The sequence below is a fragment of the Mesonia algae genome (genome assembly GCF_003253545.1).
GTDB classification, from domain to species: Bacteria; Bacteroidota; Bacteroidia; order Flavobacteriales; family Flavobacteriaceae; genus Mesonia; species Mesonia algae.
This window is the reverse complement of the sequence record NZ_QKYV01000002.1, coordinates 319,299-338,723: the sequence shown is the minus strand read 5'-3', so window position 1 is coordinate 338,723 and position 19,425 is coordinate 319,299. Positions and strand designations below refer to the sequence as shown.

Genomic DNA, 19,425 nt, shown 5'->3' with positions numbered 1-19,425 from the left:
AAAACATGAATTCATACTTTAAAAGTCCTCCTTTTTTTATCACCCTTATCATCATGGCTTTTGTGACCTTTATGTATTTTAATTTTAAAGATAAGTATGTTACAAATTATGATAATCCTTTAGAGGTAGTCGTAAAGAAAAAATGGGAACTACCTAGTGTTCTAGAAGAGGTTTCGGGTATTGTTCATATAGATGATCAACGAATAGCCTGTGTACAAGATGAAGAGGGTAAAATCTTTATTTATAATCTAGAAACAAAATCGATAGAAAAAACTGTCAATTTTGGAGAACAAGGCGATTATGAAGGTATTAGCATCGTGGATAATAATGCTTTTGTAGTAAAAAGCAACGGAACCTTATACGAAGTGAAAAACTTTATGAAAACTGATTTTGAGGTGATTACGCATAATAATTTCTTGACTAAAGATTATGATATTGAAGGTTTATGCTACGATAAAAAGAATAATAGACTTTTATTAGCTTGTAAGGAGAATGAAGATCATCGAGGTAATTTCAAATCGGTTTACGCATTTAATTTACCGACTAAGGAGTTATTAAAAACACCGGTTTTTAAACTTATGTATGATAATCCTATCTTTCAAGATTTTGAAGATGATAGAGATGAAAAATTATTTAGAACTTCAGAGATAGGCGTACATCCTACCACTAATGATATCTATATGCTTGACGGAGTTATTCCAAAAATTTTGATCTTTAATAATAAATGGGAAGCTAAAAAGTTACTCGTTTTAGATCCCGATGCGTTTCAACAACCAGAGGGTCTAAGTTTTAATTCGAATGGGGAAATGTTCATCTCTAATGAAGGAGATTTACAATCTGCTAATATCTTACAAGTAAGTTTAAATGAAAAAAACACAGGGGGTACAGAGAAAAAAGTAAAGAATTAATTTTCTTTATCTTTTTTCAACCAACCAAAGATTCCTTTTTTCTTTTTCTTCTTTTCAAACTCTTTTTCGTCTTCATTCCCTCCAAACAGGCGTTTGAAAAAGCCATCCTCTTTGCTATCTTCACAATCTAACATTTCTATCACATGATCTGATGGTTTCTCAAATTGTGCGTTAGCAATAGAATTATACTTATTATCGGCGTCTATTTTCTGGTAGTATTTAGCAAAAAGAGGTAAAGCAGAATTCGCCCCTTGTCCAATTCTAGTATTACTAAATCCTATTTGCTGGTTGTCATTTCCTACCCAAGTAAGGGTAACTAATTGAGGTGTAATTCCTACGAACCAACCATCTTTATTGTCTTGTGTTGTTCCAGTTTTTCCAGCAATTTCATTGGTTAAACCATAGGTAGAACGCAATCTTGTGGCAGTTCCTTCATTTACCGTAGCCTTTAAAAAATCTAACATTATCTGGCGTGTATCGTCACTATAGGCTTGTTGTTTCTCATTTCGAGATTGGGGATGTAAATCTTCAAAAGAAGCAATAGTATTTCCATTTTTATCTTCGATTTTCGTAATAAAAATAGGAGAGGAGGGAATACTTTTATTGACAAAGCTCGTATAAGCTTGTGCCATTTCAATGAGTTTAAGGTTAGAAGAACCTAATGCTATAGAGGGAACTTCTTCAATGTCACTAGTAATCCCCATAGCGCGCGCTTGTTCAATTACACTTTCTATTCCTGTTTCATACAATACTTTTACTGCAATGGTGTTTACCGAGTTGCTTAACGCCTTTTTTAAAGAATAATTTAAATTTTCACTACCCTCAACGGTAGAAGCATTGGTAGGCTTCCAATCATCCACATCAGTATAGGTAACTGCTTTTAATGGAAAATAAGTACAAGCTTCCATGCCATTTTCTAAAGCTGCGGTATAAACAATAGGTTTAAAGGTAGATCCTACTTGGCGCTTGCTTTGTGAAACGTGGTCATATTGAAAAAACCTGTAATCAATACCACCTACATAGGCTAAGACATTTCCGCTCGACGGTTCTAAGGAAACCATTCCTGCATTTAAGAATTTTGAATAGTACTCTAAACTGTCTAAAACAGACATAGATTTAATTTCAGTTTTATCCCACGAGAAAAGTTCAGTTTCTTTCTTCTTACTTAAAGAATCTTCTATCGCTTTCGCGGATAAACCTTGCGAAGCATACTTTTTATAAATTTTAAGCCTCTGCTTGGCGGCGAGAAAAGCTTTTTTGCCTTTTAACCATGGAGCACGCTGTCCGTAAGCTTTTTCAAACTGACGTTGCAGATTACTCATATGTTCTTGCATGGCTTCCTCTGCATACGTTTGTAACGTGTTATCTAAAGTGGTGTAAACTTTTAAACCATCGTGGTAAACATCATAGAATTCGCCATTGGGTTTTTTAAATTTCCTTTGCTGAAGTAAAGTATCTAATTGTTTTTTAATGTGTGCTCTAAAATACGGAGCTAAACCTTGGTTAGGAGCATAGTATTGATAATCTAATTCTATCTTTTGTTGTTTGGCAAGATTGGCTTCATCTAAAGTGAGATAATCATTTTTAAGCATTTGATTAATCACCACATCTCTTCTTAGTTGAGAACGCTCTGGGAAAAGTCTCGGGTTGTAGCTATGATTGGCTTTTAAAGAACCAATTAAGGTGGCAGATTGAGGTAAATTTAAATGACGAGTTTCTGTATTAAAGAATTTTTGAGCGGCACTTTCTATACCATAAGTGTTATCGGGAAAGGGAACAGTATTCAGGTAAAGTGTTAATATTTCTTGTTTAGAATAAATATCTTCAATTCTTTGAGCTACAATGCTTTCTCTTACTTTATTTACAACAATACTTAAATACCCGTAATCGTTTCTTCCGTAGAGATTTTTAGCTAGTTGTAGCGTGATGGTGCTTCCACCTCCAGAAGAATCATCAGACATTAAGATGGTTTTAAAAAAGACTCTTAGCAAGCTTTTATTGTCCACACCATCATGTTCATAAAAACGAGCATCTTCAGTTGCGATTAAAGCATGAAGTAAATGTTTTGGAAAGCTTTCAAACTTTATAGATTGACGATCGTAAATGTAGAATTTCCCAATCAAGTCGGCATTTTTATCTAATACTTGTGTAGCCTGACTTTGTTTTAAGCTAGCGAGTTCTTTTTTTGTGGGTACTTCTCCCCACATTCCCGTATAAATACTGGCATAAAAAGCGATCAATAAGACTATAATAGAAAGACTTCCGTAAAGTAAAAATTTCACCCACTTTTTCTTAAAAAAAGATTTGTAACTCATAACTTGGTTTCAATAAGGAGCACAAATTAACGAATAAGTTCTTCGAAGAATACTGATTTTAAAATTTTTATAACGTTTTACCTTATCTAAAAACTGTAAATCAATCTCTAAGCGTCAAATCTTCTATATCTAGATAAAAGAATAATAAACAAACCATAGGCTGCTAACCCTGCAGCAGCAGTGGCCATTAAAATAGTACCATAATCAGATTCTTGCAAGAATGAAAAAGCTTCTTTAGTACCTTTAACCTCATTTTCTTTAGAATATAAACCGGCTCTTAAGAAGAAATAAGCAATTATTAAAATTACAAACCCACGCGCATAAAATCCAAAATATCCTGCATTTTTAGCAGCTTTATGCCACTTTCTATCGCTAATGCTGAAACGTTTCATAAACTCTTTTTGATAGGCTTGTTTAATATGATAACCCGCTTTAATAATTAAAATTACACCAATAAGCAAAAATAAAATGGTGAAGAGAGTCGGACTTAAACTACTTAAAATACTTTTTCCTCCACCTCCTGAGGATGAACTCCATAAATGTCTAACAGCTAAAAATGAAAAAACTAAATAGATAATTCCGCTAAGGAAATATGCCACTCGCTTGGTTTTCCCTTTCCAATCATCTTCAATATGTTCAGGATTTTTAATACTTTGAATAAACCTCCAAACAGCGTAACATACTAGCCCGGCGGCAATCACTACCAATAGCGCCATAGCAAAAGGTTGTTTTTTTATAAAATCAAACACTTGACTTTTTCCTGAGGTTGAACCTCCCAAATTAAGGGCAGTCATTAAAGTAAGAATACCACTTAAAAAGTAAATTAGACCTTTAGAAAACATTCCTAATTTAGCGATAGTTTTGTATTTTTTGTCCATATACTAGGTTGATTATCTTTAATTTGAAATAAATATAAAGTCATCCTAAATAAAAATGAAGTTATTTATAGTAAGATTAACAAGAAGTTATTTTATGCGTTAAAGTGATGTAAAAGCCCTTCAATCCTTTAAAATTATGCATACTTCTTTTTATCTTTATTTTTCAAAAAACAAAATCATGCAAAACTTAAACAATAAAACTGCACTCATTACGGGTGGAAGTAAAGGAATTGGTTACGGTGTAGCCGAAGCATTAATGAAAGCTGGAGTTAATGTAGCCATAACAAGTAGGTCATTAACCAATGCTGAAAGCGCTGCTGCAGAATTAGAAAAAAATACTAACGCAAAGGCTTTAGGTATCAAAGCAGATGTTAGAAATCTAGTTGATCAAGAGGAAGCAGTACGCCATACAATCGAAAAATTCGGCCAGTTGGATTATGTGATTGCCAATGCGGGAATCGGACATTTTGGTAGCATTACCAGTTTAACAGATCACGATTGGAGAGAAACTATTGATACCAATTTAACGGGAGTTTTTTATTCCGCGAAAGCGAGCGTAGAAGCTTTAAAAGATACCCAAGGATATTTTATTAGCATTTCTAGTTTGGCAGGAACCAATTTCTTTGCTGGCGGAGCTGCTTATAATGCGAGTAAATTTGGAGTTACTGGTTTTACACAAGCTATGATGCTCGATTTAAGAAACGATGGGGTAAGTGTATCTACCATAATGCCAGGATCTGTTTCTACTCATTTTAATGGGCACGATCCACATCAAGAAGAAAGTGATGAAGCTTGGAAGATACAAAAAGAAGACATTGGGGAATTGGTAGTTGATTTGTTTAAAATGAATAAGAGGAGTTTACCTAGTAAAGTAGAAATTAGACCTTCTAGACCTCCACAAAAATAAAAATATGAAATCTTTACAATTAGGAACGTCTAACCTAAAAGCTTCTCCTATTATTTTTGGAGGTAATGTCTTTGGGTGGACACTCGATGAAAAGGAATCGTTTAGAATTTTAGATGAAATGTTAGATCGCGGAATTACGATGATCGACACGGCCGATGTATATTCTCGTTGGGTAGACGGTAATGAAGGCGGAGAGTCTGAACGTGTTATAGGAAAGTGGCTAAAAGAAAGAAAAAATAGAGATAAAATAACTCTGGCCACTAAGGTAGGCGCCGATATGGGGAAAGGATCTCGCAATATTTCTAAAAATTACATTTTAGATAAGGTAGAAGATTCTTTAAAAAGACTGCAAACCGACTATATAGATTTGTATTTTACCCATTGGGATGATGATAAAACGCCAGTAGAGGAAACGCTTGAGGCTTATCAACAACTTATAAAAGAGGGAAAAGTGAGAGTAATTGGTGCATCTAACTTATCGGCGAATCGTTTAAAAGAATCTTTAGACGCTTCCGCGGAAAAAAATCTGCCCAAATATCAAGTTTTTCAACCCGAATATAATTTAATGTCTCGAAAGCAATTTGAAGAAGATTTAGCTCCTCTTTGTAAAACTTATGAGTTGGGAGTTACGCCTTACTTTTCTTTAGCAAGCGGCTTTTTAACGGGTAAATACCGAAGTGAGAAAGATATGGAAGATTCTTCTCGAAAGGGTTTCGTAAAAGACTATCTAAATAGGAGGGGATTAGAAATTTTAAATGTATTAGATCAAATTTCTGAAGAACACCAAGTAGATAATGCTGCAGTTGCTTTGCGTTGGTTAATGCAAAAAGATATTGTAACCGCTCCCATCGCAAGTGCTACGAAATCTAAACATCTAGCAAATTTTACAGAGGCAATAGAGATGAAACTTTCTTTTGAGGAAATGGGAAAATTAGATGAAGTAAGTAAAATGTAAACTAAAGCCAATAGAGTTAATCTAAGATATTTTAAATATTTATGAGACGTTATTGCTTTGGAATTTAAAATTATGAATTAAAAAAAGGCTGCTAGATAATTCTAAGCAGCCTTTTTCTTTACTAAGTAGGTTATGTTTAACCTAAATATTTTTTGAGAATTTTATTTTTAGATTGATGTTTCAATCTTCTAATTCCTTTTTCTCTAATTTGTCTTACACGTTCTCTACTTAAATCGAAAGTATCCCCAATTTCTTGTAAGGTCATCGCAGGTTGATTTCCTATTCCGTAATTAAGGCGAATAACATCGGCTTCTCTTGTAGAAAGTGTATCTAAAGCTCTATTAATCTCAATGCTTAAAGAATCTTGCATTAAGTTATCATCTGGAGTAGGGGATTCTCCCGAACTTAAAACATCATATAAATTAGAGTCATTTTCTCCTTCTTTAAATGGTGCATCCATAGATAAGTGTCTTCCAGAATTTTTCAATGCTGTTTTCACTTGTCCCGTAGGCATATCTAATTCTTTTGCAATTTCTTCAGCCGAAGGAGGGCGCTGTAAACTCTGTTCTAGATGAGAAAAAGTTTTATTGATTTTATTAATCACTCCAATTTTATTCAGCGGTAAGCGAACTACACGAGACTGTTCTGCTAAGGCTTGTAAAATAGATTGTCTAATCCACCAAACAGCATAAGAAATAAATTTAAAACCTCTGGTTTCATCAAAACGTTTTGCAGCTTTTACTAAACCTACATTCCCTTCATTAATTAAATCGGGTAGTTTTAAACCTTGATTTTGATATTGTTTTGCTACCGAAACAACAAACCTTAAATTGGCATTAGTTAGTTTTTCTAATGCTCGTTGGTCACCTTCTCTAATACGCTGTGCTAATTCTACCTCTTCTTCAGCAGTAATTAAATCTACTTTACTGATGTCTTGTAGGTATTTATCTAACGATTTTGATTCACGATTAGTAACCTGTTTGGTAATTTTAAGTTGCCTCATATATCTCTACTTATGTTTGTGATTTCTAATAAGTTTTATTATACGATAAAAAAATCAATAAAACAAATTATTTTCAATATAAATACATTTTATGTAATAATATAAAACGCAGGCTATTAAAAACAATAACCTGCGTTTTAGTCGTAATACTTAGTAAGAAATTACTTGATCTCCATAACTTCTAATTCAAAAGTAAGATCTTTTCCTGCTAATGGGTGATTAGCATCAATGATAATAGACTCTTCTTTAACTTCAGCAACTCTTAATTGTCTTTCGCTTCCGTCAGGATTTTTAGAAACAAGTCCCATTCCTACTTGTGGCTCAATTTCTTGAGGAAGTTGGCTTTTAGGTACTTCTTGAAAAAGCTCTTTTTGTACTTCTCCGTAAGCTTCTGTATGTGGAATTTCAATGGTCTTTTTTTCGTTCACTTGCATATCGATAAGTCCATTTTCAAACCCAGGTATAATTTGTCCTTGTCCGATAGTAAATTCGATAGGCTCTCTTTCTAAAGAACTATCAAATACCTGACCGTCTTGTAACTTTCCTGTGTAATGTACTTTTACCGTGTCGTTCGTTTTAACTTGACTCATAAATTTGTTTTTTACTAATTTATAGATTATTGAAAATGAAGTTTTTAGACTCATCTTCTCTTAAAGCTTGCAAAGCTATGAGAATTCTATTGAATACCAAGATATTACAGCATTAATCCCAAGTCTTTAAAGAAATCTTAACAAAAATTGTAGAAACTGCTTTCAAATCTTTCTTTATATTGTACATAACTAACTAAACAAATAATTTATATGAGTACAGAGACCAATAAAAGTCAAAATAAAGAAGATTATATTTTACAAGATAATAAGAAAACCAAATTTGGAGCAGGATTTATCATTGTGGTCCTTATTTTATTGATTACTGCGGTAGCGATTTCTGGAATTTATTTTGAGTGGTTTTAATATAGAAACGCATTCAAAAAAAAAGGAGCTGAAAAATTCAGCTCCTTTTTTTGGTTAGAGGTGGTTGGTTACTCTATAAGTTTTTAAGACTCTTCTAGCATAGCTAAAAATTTGTCTAAGTTAGGTAGAATTATAATTCTTGTTCTACGATTGCTTTCACGTCCTTCGGCAGTATCATTTTCTGCAAGAGGTACAAAACTACTTCTACCTGCTGCGATTAATTTTTTACCATCTACATCAAACTTATCTTGTAATAAACGAACAATAGAGGTAGCTCTTCTTACACTTAAATCCCAGTTATCTTCAATGTAAGATTCTTTTTTAAGTGTTTGAGCATCGGTATGTCCTTCTACCATCACTTCCATAGCAGGCTCAGAGTTCACTACTTCAGCAATTCTACCTAATAATTTGTGAGCTTTAGGGCTTACCCAATAGCTACCACTTTTAAATAATAGTTTGTCAGATACAGTAATTTGTACCACCGTCTGGTTGACATCAATCTCAATACCTTCATCTCCATCAGATAAAGATTTCTTTAAGTTGTGCGATACCGCAAGATCAATAGAATCTCCTAATGTTTTTGCACCTGCTAATAAACTAGGATCTACATTTTTTAGCGTCTTGCGCATAGCTTCTTTGTTCTTGTTAGACATAGCAGCAATATTATCTACCATTTCTAATTTTTCATCATTCTCATCTTGTAGAGAGTTGATTTTTGCGTAATAATTAGAAACGCGTTCTTCAATTTTCGCATACTTTTCTTCGCAATCTTCTTTGTCCACTCGAGTCTTCATCAATACACTCTTAGTGTCGTCTAATTCGGTCTCTAACTCTGTGTATTTCTTTTTCGAAACACAAGACGTCAATAAAGACGCAGAAATTACGGTTAATGTCAATAATCTTTTCATGGTTTTCTTTATTTTTGGTTACGACAATATTAACCACATGAAATAGGTTTTGTTTTATGAGTGTTCCTATTGTTTTGTTAAAAAGAGTTTAGAAAATCTTAATATTTTGGTTTGATTCTTGTATTACAAATACTTACAATACCTTTATCAGAATAGAAAAAAATCAAGAAATGATAAAATATATATGCAGCCTTTTGGGAATTTTAGCCTTTTGCGGAATTTCTCATGCCCAGTTAGATAATTCTAATACCAGTACTACTGGAGGTCGCCTTGGCGGAAGTACCATCAATAGCGGAGGCTTTACAAGATCTACGCCCGGACTTAGCAAACCTAATAATTCTTTTTATTCGGGGAGGAAAGACCGACTTACTTCCGATAAGGAAGGTTTAGATATCACCGATCAAGAAGAATTTTTAGATCCTACTAAAAAGTTTGATCCTAAATATTTAGCAAAAAAAGAAGGCGATAAGACCCCTGAAGAGTTTAAGAAAAACCAATATTTTGGAGACTTCAAAAACAACGGAAAGTTTGTAAAAATTGTCTGTAGAGACCATATGGCGGTAGATGGTGATATGGTTCAGATTATTGTAAATGATAAAGTACAAGTAGAAAAAATATCGCTTTTAGGTAGTTATACCAACGTATATATAGATCTAGAAGTAGGATTTAATAAGATCGAAATCCTGGCTCTTAATCAAGGTATGTCTGGCCCCAACACGGCAGAGTTTAAAGTCTATGATGAGTTAGGCGGACTTATTTCTAAAAACATATGGAATTTAGCGACAGGCTTTAAGGCTTCTATGATCATCGTTAAAGAAAAGGAAGACTAAAACCTCTAAGCTGCTTCTGTAAGCAAACTTTATAAAAACTCTCTATTATTTATCGTGTCTTAGAAATTTATTTTAAGTGATGATTCTTTTTTAAGTAGAGTAAAATAAGTAGCGATAAAGCTCCGCAAATAGAAAAACCAATAAATAGAGGTAGAGTACTATTCACCACAAACCTACCTATAAAAGTACTAATAGGTACCGCCATTAAAGTAGAGATAAGTCCCGTGATAGCGGCGGCGATTCCTGCAATATGTCCTACAGGTTCCATAGCTAAAGCTCTAATATTTCCGAAAAGAAAACCTATAAAGAAAAATTGAAGGGATATAAATCCTAACAAGATAAAAATATTGGGCTGCGGAGTTCCGTAAAATAACAGAAGGTATACTAGGGAAACACCAAAAAAACCGAGTAGGGAAGCGGTCACCAATTTTTCCATCCCAAAGCGTACCACAAAGGTTGCATTTAAAAAGATTGAAATACCAATGGTGATAGCCAGACCTGCAAATATATAGGGAAACTCATCTTCTAAGCCATATTGATTTTGGAAGATTTGCTGAGAAGCGCTTAGATAAACTAAAAATGAACCTACTACAAACCCCGAAATTAAAGTAAAACCCAAAGTTTTTTTATAGCCTAAAGTTTCTTTAAAACCATCAAGTATGCGAGTAGCGGATAACGGAATTCGCTTTGGCGGAAGTAAGGTTTCTCGCTGTCGTAGAGCAAACCAAAGAGCAATTATTGCACTTATTACTATTTGTACATAAAAGATAACTTCCCATTCATAGCGATCTAAAATGAGCTGTCCCGAAGCTGGAGCAATAATAGGCACCAAAAGAAAAACCACGGTCACAAAAGACATAATACGCGCCATATAATCTCCTTCATATAAATCTCGAATGATAGCCACGACAATTGTTCTAGGTGCTGCCAAACCAATACCTTGCAAGATTCTACCCGCTATCATTAACTCTAAACTTTGTGCATTTACACACATAAAACTAGCAATAGTAAAAAGCACCAAACCAATATATACCGAAGGTTTTCGGCCTAAAGCATCAGATAAGGGACCAAATAGGAGAGGACCAACCCCTAAACCTAAAAATATCATGGTAATCAATAACTGATTGTCTGCCGCATTCTGAGTGTTGATGTCTTTACCAATCACATCTAAGGCAGGTAATAATGCGTCTATAGAAATAGCGGTAACCGACATTAATGCTGCCATTAGCGCAACAAATTCGAATTGGGAAATTTTGGTTTTTGTAAATTGCATTCGGCAAAAATAGGTTTTCCCATCCTCATACTTAAGCCAGTATCATAGATTTTAGGCATTTTATCATTTATATTTTGGAAACTAAGTAACTTATATAGGAGATCATGTTAAAAAGACCTTCACATTTACCCAAGATAAATCGTTCTTAAGCTTTGATAATGTTATCTTTAGAAATAAATTTATTTTACTGATGTTATTTTAAGAATGGTTTTTGAAGTAGTATATCTAAAATAATTGAAAGAAAGAAAATGAAAAATTTTATCCTTTTAGTCTTTATGACGCTGTTTTTAATGAATTGTAAAAGCTCAGATTCAATCGTGGTTTCTAAAGAACAAAGGAAAGAACTGCATACTTGGATCGAAAACAAAGCATTTGAAATTGAATCTCATAGAGCTAATCCTCAAGTTTCAAACGGACTCAATCAATTGGATTCTTCAATCTTTGGGGCTGGAAATAATGCCAGTAGTATTAATTTAATAAGTAATCCTAATTTTTTACGTATTCAAAACGATAGTGTTTTTGTGCATTTACCATATTACGGAACCCGACATATGATTAGCCATAGAAGTTCACAATCTGGAGGGATTCAAGTTAATGCGGAAATGAAAAATTATTCATCGGTTTATCAAAAAGCTAAAAACAGAACCACCATAAAGTTTGAAGCAAAAAATGCCAATGAGGTTTTAGATTTTACGCTGGCGATTTTTGATAACCAAAGCACAACCATAAACGTTTACAGTTCTCAACGAAGTACTATTAGTTATGATGGGAGAATTTCTGCATTTGTCAAAGAAAAATAATAGTGGGTGATAATTGATAAAGACAAGTTAGTTTTAAAATATTCTATTTTACATAATATAAATTATAGTACAAATATAATATACGAGTAAAACGGTGAATAGAACTTTTTCTGTTCTATTTTACATAGATGCAGATATAGCGCCTTTAGCTCTATATCATCAGCATTTATGTAACAGCCGTTTTCCGACTTGAGTTTCATTATAGTACAAATATAAATTATAAATAAAATAGTGAATAGCGCCTTTAGGTCTATAACTAGTGATTATGTCATAGCTATTTTAACCTAAATATGGGTTAATCTTTTCATTATAGTCTAACCTAGTATCATAATATAAATCAAGCGAATAAATTCCAACCGCATAGCTACCACCATTATAAAACTAGCCATTTAAATTTGTTTAAAATTCGCGTATTCGATAAGATATCCGTTGTAAAAAATTTAAACGATTTCTTACGACCATAATATTTTTAGATGAATTAATATTTTTAGATGAATTTCTTAATCTGCGATTTCAAGTTACATACGGGCAAATGTTAAGAAAATGTACGCAATGTTGTTTTACAAAAGTTCCATAAGGTCATTTCTACTAAATGTTATAATTTAGTATTCTAATAATTTTTTATGAAAAAAATAATAGTAGTTATTTCTAGATGGTTTAAAATAGGTGAAGACATCTTAATAAAAAAGAAAGTACTTATTGGTTCTATTGCGTCGCTTCTATTAATTTTTACTTATTTAAGTGACATAATTAGCTTAATTACTGGTGAAGAAGATAAAGAAAGTAATGATAAAATAGAGACTACAACAGTAATGAATGATTATTCACGTATTGTGAATGACTCATCTAAAAATAATAATGTTATAGATGCCTCCTCAACTACTATTAATAATAATGACTTATCTACTACTAATATTTATATAGACAAAACAAGTAAACAAAAAGTAATTGATAATAAAGTTATAACATATAAATTAATTGGAAAAAACAGTCAAGAATTAAAAAAGAAAATTGAAAGCGGTAGTAATATAAAAATTACCAATAATTCAGATAATTCTATTGAAGTAACACATACTGGTGAAATATTAATATTATCAGAAGGAATTGATTCATACATTTTTACTGGTGGAAATATCGAAGTTTTAATAAATGGTACTATTTGTAATATAAATAATGACTATAAAATTCCTAAATTGAGACCAAACTCAAAAAAGGCAATTTCCAATGAGATACAAAAAATTATTAATAAAATTGTCAATGAGAATATCTATATATTTTCTAATCGAATTATTCAATGCATAAAAAACTAATATTATATATTGTTATTTTATTTATTAGTAACATAACAATTAGTCAAACTATTAATGATTCTATTTCAATATTGATTTATTCTGAGGGAGATATGTTTTTACAACCTTTCATTGAAACAACCATTAAAGACTTAACTAATAAAGAGAGTAATAAAAAATATTTTTTTAAGGTTAATTCATTTAATCGTTTTGTATCAGATAATAAATACCAAGCAGAATTGAGTGATTTAATTAGAACAATAACACCTGAAAACAGAACTTTAAACTCAAAATATACAATACATGAAAAAATAATTAGGAAAAGAATTTTTAATATACTTATGGAATATGAGTATTTTTTATCTGTTAAAACTAATACTTTAGGAGAACTCATAGAATTTCAATTTCAGTTATATAAAACTGTTAACACTAATAATAGTGTTTCATTTAACGTTACAGATAAAGTCATAGGGGTAGAAAATTTTTTCGTTAACCCAAAGTCAAATGATTACTTAGAAAAAATAAAAAATGGAATAGAAAGACTTTTTTTGCATTCAAATAAATCTCCTGAAGCTAGGCTAAAAATTTATAATAAATATATCAACGATGGCGATATTGTTAAATTACCTTTGAACGAAAAAATTCTATTTGATGGTTCTAATTCAGGTGATTATGATAGTGAATTCATTACGTACGAATGGAGAAATATACCAGATTCAAAAAAAACCTTCCAAACATTTGAAAAATTAAAGTTCTTAGATGGTAAAGACAAACAATCAATATTAATTAATAATCCAGGATCATATAATATTGGCTTTAAAGTTTATGATGGAGTTAGTTATTCAGAAGAAATTTTGTTTAAAATCTTAACTATTGATAGACCAAAAAAGATTCAACTTTTGGATTCCATAGTTCGTACTATTCATATACAGAGTGTATTAAATTATAATTCAAGCTTAACACAAAAAGGAACAGCTTTTTTAAATAATAATAAAAACGAATATCAAGATTTTAATACTGTATTTACAAGGCAAGAAAAAATTAATGAAAGATTTATTAATCCAAATGAAATAAACTTTGCTTTCTTAAAAAAATATAATGAAAATGGTATATTTCAAATAGAAATTGAGTCTAAGTTTCCATTTTCAGAAATCAATAATAAAAATCAAATTTATTTATATAGTCTTGGGGAAGAAAATGTTGTTAGTAAGCCAACAATAATCACACATAATTTAATAAGACAAAGCTTACTTAATCTTCATTTAGATTCTGGGCCAATTTCTTTGATGAGTAAAGGTCAACCCCTTAAAACAAAGGAGGGGGTTGCCTTGTACCAAAATCATAGTGAAGCTAATTCCGGAGAATTATTCCTGTCTATTGACATAGGAATGGGATTATTAATAAGTAAAAATTTGGAAATTGGAGCTTCATATGGTATTTTGAATTCTAATAAAGCGTACTACAAGGATTTTATAATAAACTTATCTTCAAATTTTAAAAGTTGGTTAAGTTATACTATAATTACAGGTGGTAAATTCGATCCATTTGTTAGTACTATTATGAGAAATTACAAGTTTAAACAAAATGAAGGTGAAAATATGAATACAATTTCACTAGAGGGATTAATAGGAGCTAAATATCACCTCTATAACTCAAATAAAACTTCGATGGAGTTAAAAGTTAGTTATTCGTATGGAACCTTCCTTGAAAATAAATTATCTGATTTATACACAGTTACATTTGGTATTGGAACTATCTTAAAATTTAATTATTAATGATTACCTTAACTTTCTTCTTAGTCAGGATTAAATTCCTTATACTAAATCATTAGCATTTTTGTTATAACTTTTAATTGATATAAACTTGATAGCTTCATATACATCTAAGGAGTAAGTATCCATTTCGTGCTAACGCTAAAATAAAAGCTAGCCTTTTTAATATTAATAAAAATCACGTATTCGATAAAATGTACGTTTTAAAAAATCTAGACGATTTTTCGAGACTTTATATTATTATTGGAACTCAAGAATGCTTCAGATTTTTTGTAAACTTGATACAAGAGTATAAATTTTGAGAATAGGAGTTTCAAGAGACCAAGTTAAAGAGATTAACGAACTACACTCAAAAAAAATATTAATGCATGAACTAAACATAAACTAAACACTTACAGTTAATTTTAGAAACAACATACGGGGCGATTTTTAAATTTTAGGATCCATTGTAATCTTTAATACCCCCTACTCTAGTTGTTTTATCTTTTTAAGATTGCTCTTAGGTAAACACCATTTTGCCAACTACCTCCTTAGCTAAAAAGATCTTCAAGACCTTTTATTTACGATCTTTCCTGTTTAGCTAAAATTCTCCTATCGTCGCTTCGTAAAATGAGTATTCCATTGCATTTTTTTTAAAAAAGAATTAGTTAGGAGAAAAAAATAACGGTTAAGCCTAATGACTTCACTTTTATCAAAGCAAAGTTACCTTTCAATACAAAAAACATAGACTTGAAACACGCCAAACATTATCATACAAATTGGTACTATTTAATATCATGCGATTATAGTCCCTTTAGGATTAAAAACATTGTGTATTCTATTCAACCTTATTTCTACCAACGTGTTAAAGTATGATCAACTTTTATAGCAGGATCAATTCATAAGAATAAAATTTTAGAAAAGTTGTTAAGCGTTTTAAATCTAAGTGACTACGCCCTACTCCATTTCTTAAAATCTTGTTATAAGCGAAAGAAGCGGATATATATTTTTTAAATTGACCTAAAAATTAAATATTATGAAAACGCTCAGCTTTTATTCGTTCTTATTGATTGCAGTATTATTTTGTTCTGCTTGTGATAGTGATGATACCAAGAATAAAAACCAAGAAAACAACTCTCCTCAAACAGAAAATATTGGTTATGTAGAAACTAATAAAACTCCGTTATCGGTATATAATAGCATTGTATCTTCCCTAAACGCCAATGAAAATATAAGTATTGTGGCAGAAGTAGATCATGCGGCTAATGCGCAGAACGCGGGGTCATCATTAAGCTTCACTCGCACTGTTTATTTTGGTAATCCTGCCTTAGGAACACCATTAATGCAAGATAATATAGAAGCAGGTTTAGATCTGCCTCAGCGTATAAGTGTGTATGTAGATGAAGATGGAGATACCGTTGTGGCTTATAATTCTATAGAATATATAATTAATAGACATCAATTAGGGACTGTATCTACTACAGATGGAATTGCTAACGCACTTTCTAATCTAGTAAATTCAGCCACTGGAGAAGACGTTATTTTAAATGCCGAAGGTAGTTTAGATTCACGTGGTGTAATCTCCGTTTCAAGCAATAATGATTTTGTTACCACCTATAATAACATTGTTAGTACATTAGAGGGTATAGAAAACATTTCTATTGTAGCTGAGTTAGATCATCAAGCCAATGCGCAAACGGTGGAGATGAATTTAATGCCTACAAAGCTTATCATCTTTGGAAACCCTGCTTTAGGAACCCCGTTAATGTCGGAATCTAAAATTACCGCATTAGATTTACCACAAAAAATGCTTGTCTATCAAGATGTAAATGGAGAGGTGAAAATTTTATATAACGATCCGGTTTATATTGCAACAAGACACCATATTAGTAGTGATAATCCTTCTTTAGTTAACATTTCTGAAGCTTTACAAAATATTTCTGCCGCTGGAGCCAGCGAAGAATAATAGATATATAGTTCACAGAACACGTTTAAAAAAAAGTATCCATAATTTTTGAAACGACAATAAAGTCATTCTAGAAATTGTGGATACTTTTTTTATTTTTTAAACTTTTATTTTTACTTACCCATTTCTTTTGGCATCCTTAAAATAATGTATAAGTGCAACCTGACAGCAGGGTTAGGTAAAACAGAGTTTTTAATATTAGTAACCCGTTATACACATCTTGCGCTTCCCTCCTACGGCTTCGCATAAAAAGTCTTTACTCGCCCTAATTATTTTATTAAATAGATGCTCGTAAACAGCAAGCGGTTTCATTAATATTGTAGAAGAAACTTTTAGAATAGATTTTTCAATGAGCTTTAGTAACCACTACCGTTTTACCAAAAGCAAAGTTACCATCGATAAAAAATGAAGGAAAGGCGATTGCCAAAGCGAAAATAAAACCTACTTAAAAGAATTTGAATTGATATAATTAAAAAAATTAGCTTTATAATGTTCAGAAATGGTGATACGTTGTTGGTTGATGATAATTTGACTGCGCTCGATAACTTCAATATTAGCTAAAGAAACAATAAAAGAACGATGAACTCTCATAAATTGAGATTTAGGTAAATCTTCTTCTAAAGATTTTAAACTCATCAAGGTTAAGATGGGTTTAGGTTGGTCTTTTAACCAAATTTTAATGTAATCTTTTAGGCCTTCAAAATATAAAACATCAGCTAATTTAATTCGTAATTGTTTGTATTCAGATTTTACAAATAAAAATTCTTTCTTTTTAGAAAGCTTTTGTTCTTGTTGGTCATTTACTAATTCGAACCAAGCATGGGCTTTATTGGCAGCTCCTAAAAATTCCGCATAATCAAAAGGTTTTAGTAAATAATCTAAGGCTTCTACTTTAAAACCTTCTAGCGCATATTGATCAAAAGCCGTGGTGAAAATCACTCGCGTATTTTTTGGTAACATTTTAGAAAACTCAATACCTGTTAAATCTGGCATTTGTATATCTAAAAATAATAGATCTACAGGTTCATTTTTAATAAACTCCATAGCTTCAATAGCACTACTACATTTTTGTTTCAATACTAAAAAAGGAGTTTTTTCAACATAACTTTCTACCAAATTAAGCGCCATAGGTTCATCGTCTACAATAACACAGGTAATTTTCATGTTGCTCATTTTTTAAGTAGTTTCAATTTCTAGTGTGGCTATAAATCGTTTTTCTTTGACAAAGGTTTTAAATTTACTTTTATCTGGATATAGCAATGCTATCCTTTTTTCAATATTTGGTAATCCAATTCCAGAACCACTTTTATCATCGGTCTTTTTAGGGAGGTTGTTATTTTCAATGGTAAATTTTACAATTTTTTCTTCCACACTCATTTGTAAATTAATCTCACTTTCTTTGTTTGCTGAAACTCCGTGCTTAAAAGCATTTTCTATTAAAGATATAAACAATAATGGCGCTATTCTTATTTCTGTTTCTTCTGAAGGAAAAGTATAGGTTATTTTTGTTTTATCTGAAACTCGAAGCTTCATTAATTCGATATACTTTTTCATAAAATCAATTTCTTTAGAAAGAGAAACCGTTTCTTCACTAGTATCATACAACATATAACGCATCAACTTACTTAAACTATGGATTGACGATTTTGCCTGATCTGGTGAAATATCTACCAAGGCATATATATTATTTAAGGAATTAAAAAAGAAATGTGGTTGTAATTGATAATGTAAATGTTGCAACTCCGATTGTAATTTAAAGTTGATAGCTTCTTTACGTTCCGATTCTGTTTTTACCCATCTTTTGGTAGTCTTTATTGTTATTGAAAATAAAAGTGGCACCATATACGATAGCATTTGTACATAGATAAACATATTAATTGGAGGTCCACTTTCTTTATTCTTAATGGATCTTTTTAAAGTATCTTCAAAAAATAAATATTCAAAAAATTCTTTTAATGATACGCTTAATGCTATTAATGCTATGTTTATTACAATAAACAGAACTATTTTGTTTGCAAATAAGAACTTATCAATTAAAATAAAATAATTGGTATAGAAATTAACAGCATAAAAGGCAATAGGTATCCAAAAATGTCCAATAATTCTATTTATATCTTGCTCTTGTCCATAAGACAACAAATAAGGCATAGACAAGAATACAAGCCATGCAAATACATGAGAAAAGATTGTTATTTTCTTATTTCTATACATTGTACTATTTTTAAATTAATCTCAAGTATTTGACTTTGATACCGCGAATTTTCCTGATTCTGTAAAGAACAAAAACTACTGCTCCAAGTGCATATAACAAAATAAGCTCTATTTCTACTCCACCAGTTTTTGTGATAGAGAATAACTCTCCAGCGTGAGTTAAAAACATGGCAGATAACATTCCGAAGAAAAATACCAAGGAAGCAAATTTAGCTCTAAAACCAATAAGGAGGGGGGCTATGATTTCTGTTATAAAAACACCATAGGCCATAAACTCTGGAAATCCATTGGCAGAAAGCAGGCTTTTAATTCTGTCTAAGGCATTTAATTTAGCTATTCCGTAAAATAACATTAATCCTGCAACTGTTATGCTTAAGATTAATAATCCTATGTCTATGTTCATTTTAATTGTTTTACTTCTTCTCTCAAATGTAAATTTAATTAATGACTATTTTTTAGTATAATAGATGTTTTGACT

Annotated in this window: 18 protein-coding genes; 9 read left to right on the top strand and 9 right to left on the bottom strand. The window is 31.3% G+C overall.

The window, feature by feature from the left end; translation table 11 throughout:
* Positions 1 to 5 precede the first annotated feature (5 nt).
* A complete protein-coding gene (locus LX95_RS04755) occupies positions 6 to 908 on the top strand; it encodes a hypothetical protein (protein ID WP_111540290.1) in 903 nt (300 codons plus the stop codon).
* Here the strand turns inward: LX95_RS04755 and LX95_RS04750 are convergent.
* The gene (locus LX95_RS04750) at positions 905 to 3,223 is read right to left on the bottom strand and encodes a transglycosylase domain-containing protein (RefSeq protein ID WP_111540289.1); all 2,319 of its coding nucleotides are present in this window, start codon (positions 3,221 to 3,223) and stop codon (positions 905 to 907) included. The two genes, LX95_RS04755 and LX95_RS04750, sit on opposite strands and share 4 nt — an antisense overlap.
* Before the next feature lie 107 nt (positions 3,224 to 3,330).
* Positions 3,331 to 4,101, bottom strand: coding sequence for a DUF1206 domain-containing protein (locus tag LX95_RS04745; RefSeq protein ID WP_111540288.1), 771 nt, complete (start codon positions 4,099 to 4,101; stop codon positions 3,331 to 3,333).
* Positions 4,102 to 4,279: 178 nt separating this feature from the next.
* On the opposite strand from LX95_RS04745, the gene LX95_RS04740 reads away from it, so the two are divergent.
* Positions 4,280 to 5,008, top strand: a complete 729-nt coding sequence (locus tag LX95_RS04740) for an SDR family oxidoreductase (RefSeq protein ID WP_111540398.1) — start codon at positions 4,280 to 4,282, stop codon at positions 5,006 to 5,008.
* A gap of 4 nt (positions 5,009 to 5,012) precedes the next feature.
* Positions 5,013 to 5,963: an aldo/keto reductase gene (locus tag LX95_RS04735; RefSeq protein WP_111540287.1), complete on the top strand. Its 951-nt coding sequence runs from the start codon at positions 5,013 to 5,015 to the stop codon at positions 5,961 to 5,963.
* A gap of 136 nt (positions 5,964 to 6,099) precedes the next feature.
* On the opposite strand, the gene LX95_RS04730 is transcribed toward LX95_RS04735, so the two are convergent.
* Complete coding sequence (locus tag LX95_RS04730; protein WP_111540286.1) at positions 6,100 to 6,966, bottom strand: sigma-70 family RNA polymerase sigma factor; 867 nt, start codon at positions 6,964 to 6,966, stop codon at positions 6,100 to 6,102.
* 161 nt (positions 6,967 to 7,127) lie between these two features.
* The gene (locus LX95_RS04725) at positions 7,128 to 7,556 is read right to left on the bottom strand and encodes an FKBP-type peptidyl-prolyl cis-trans isomerase (RefSeq protein WP_111540285.1); all 429 of its coding nucleotides are present in this window, start codon (positions 7,554 to 7,556) and stop codon (positions 7,128 to 7,130) included.
* Between the two features lie 210 nt (positions 7,557 to 7,766).
* On the opposite strand from LX95_RS04725, the gene LX95_RS14570 reads away from it, so the two are divergent.
* Positions 7,767 to 7,919, top strand: a complete 153-nt coding sequence (locus tag LX95_RS14570) for a hypothetical protein (protein ID WP_170116581.1) — start codon at positions 7,767 to 7,769, stop codon at positions 7,917 to 7,919.
* An 83-nt stretch (positions 7,920 to 8,002) separates the two neighbouring features.
* Here LX95_RS14570 and LX95_RS04720 read toward each other — a convergent pair whose 3' ends face one another.
* Positions 8,003 to 8,827, bottom strand: a complete 825-nt coding sequence (locus LX95_RS04720) for an OmpA/MotB family protein (RefSeq protein WP_111540284.1) — start codon at positions 8,825 to 8,827, stop codon at positions 8,003 to 8,005.
* Positions 8,828 to 8,997: 170 nt separating this feature from the next.
* Between LX95_RS04720 and LX95_RS04715 the strand changes: the two genes are divergently transcribed.
* Positions 8,998 to 9,657, top strand: a complete 660-nt coding sequence (locus LX95_RS04715; RefSeq protein WP_146240739.1) for a hypothetical protein — start codon at positions 8,998 to 9,000, stop codon at positions 9,655 to 9,657.
* A gap of 67 nt (positions 9,658 to 9,724) precedes the next feature.
* Here the strand turns inward: LX95_RS04715 and LX95_RS04710 are convergent, their stop codons facing one another.
* Positions 9,725 to 10,930: a multidrug effflux MFS transporter gene (locus tag LX95_RS04710; protein ID WP_111540282.1), complete on the bottom strand. Its 1,206-nt coding sequence runs from the start codon at positions 10,928 to 10,930 to the stop codon at positions 9,725 to 9,727.
* 248 nt (positions 10,931 to 11,178) lie between these two features.
* Between LX95_RS04710 and LX95_RS04705 the strand changes: the two genes are divergently transcribed.
* The 4 genes from LX95_RS04705 to LX95_RS04690 all read left to right on the top strand — a co-directional run bounded on the left by LX95_RS04705 (position 11,179) and on the right by LX95_RS04690 (position 16,736).
* Positions 11,179 to 11,730 carry a DUF4251 domain-containing protein gene (locus LX95_RS04705; RefSeq protein ID WP_111540281.1) on the top strand — a complete coding sequence of 184 codons (552 nt, stop codon included), beginning with the start codon at positions 11,179 to 11,181 and terminating at the stop codon, positions 11,728 to 11,730.
* A gap of 623 nt (positions 11,731 to 12,353) precedes the next feature.
* Positions 12,354 to 13,040, top strand: a complete 687-nt coding sequence (locus LX95_RS04700; protein WP_111540280.1) for a hypothetical protein — start codon at positions 12,354 to 12,356, stop codon at positions 13,038 to 13,040.
* Positions 13,025 to 14,794: a hypothetical protein gene (locus LX95_RS04695; protein ID WP_111540279.1), complete on the top strand. Its 1,770-nt coding sequence runs from the start codon at positions 13,025 to 13,027 to the stop codon at positions 14,792 to 14,794. Before LX95_RS04700 ends, LX95_RS04695 begins: the two co-directional genes overlap by 16 nt.
* Positions 14,795 to 15,806: 1,012 nt before the next feature.
* On the top strand, positions 15,807 to 16,736 hold the full coding sequence (locus tag LX95_RS04690; RefSeq protein ID WP_111540278.1) for a DUF302 domain-containing protein: 930 nt from the start codon (positions 15,807 to 15,809) through the stop codon (positions 16,734 to 16,736).
* A 441-nt stretch (positions 16,737 to 17,177) separates the two neighbouring features.
* Here LX95_RS04690 and LX95_RS04685 read toward each other — a convergent pair whose 3' ends face one another.
* Genes LX95_RS04685 through LX95_RS04675 form a run of 3 tightly spaced genes read right to left on the bottom strand, consistent with a single transcriptional unit; the run spans position 17,178 to position 19,350 of the window.
* The gene (locus LX95_RS04685) at positions 17,178 to 17,900 is read right to left on the bottom strand and encodes a LytR/AlgR family response regulator transcription factor (RefSeq protein ID WP_111540277.1); all 723 of its coding nucleotides are present in this window, start codon (positions 17,898 to 17,900) and stop codon (positions 17,178 to 17,180) included.
* Between the two features lie 12 nt (positions 17,901 to 17,912).
* Entirely contained in the window at positions 17,913 to 18,947 is a 1,035-nt protein-coding gene (locus tag LX95_RS04680; protein ID WP_111540276.1) for a sensor histidine kinase, read from the bottom strand.
* Positions 18,948 to 18,957: 10 nt separating this feature from the next.
* The gene (locus LX95_RS04675; RefSeq protein ID WP_245924724.1) at positions 18,958 to 19,350 is read right to left on the bottom strand and encodes a DoxX family protein; all 393 of its coding nucleotides are present in this window, start codon (positions 19,348 to 19,350) and stop codon (positions 18,958 to 18,960) included.
* Positions 19,351 to 19,425 lie beyond the last annotated feature (75 nt).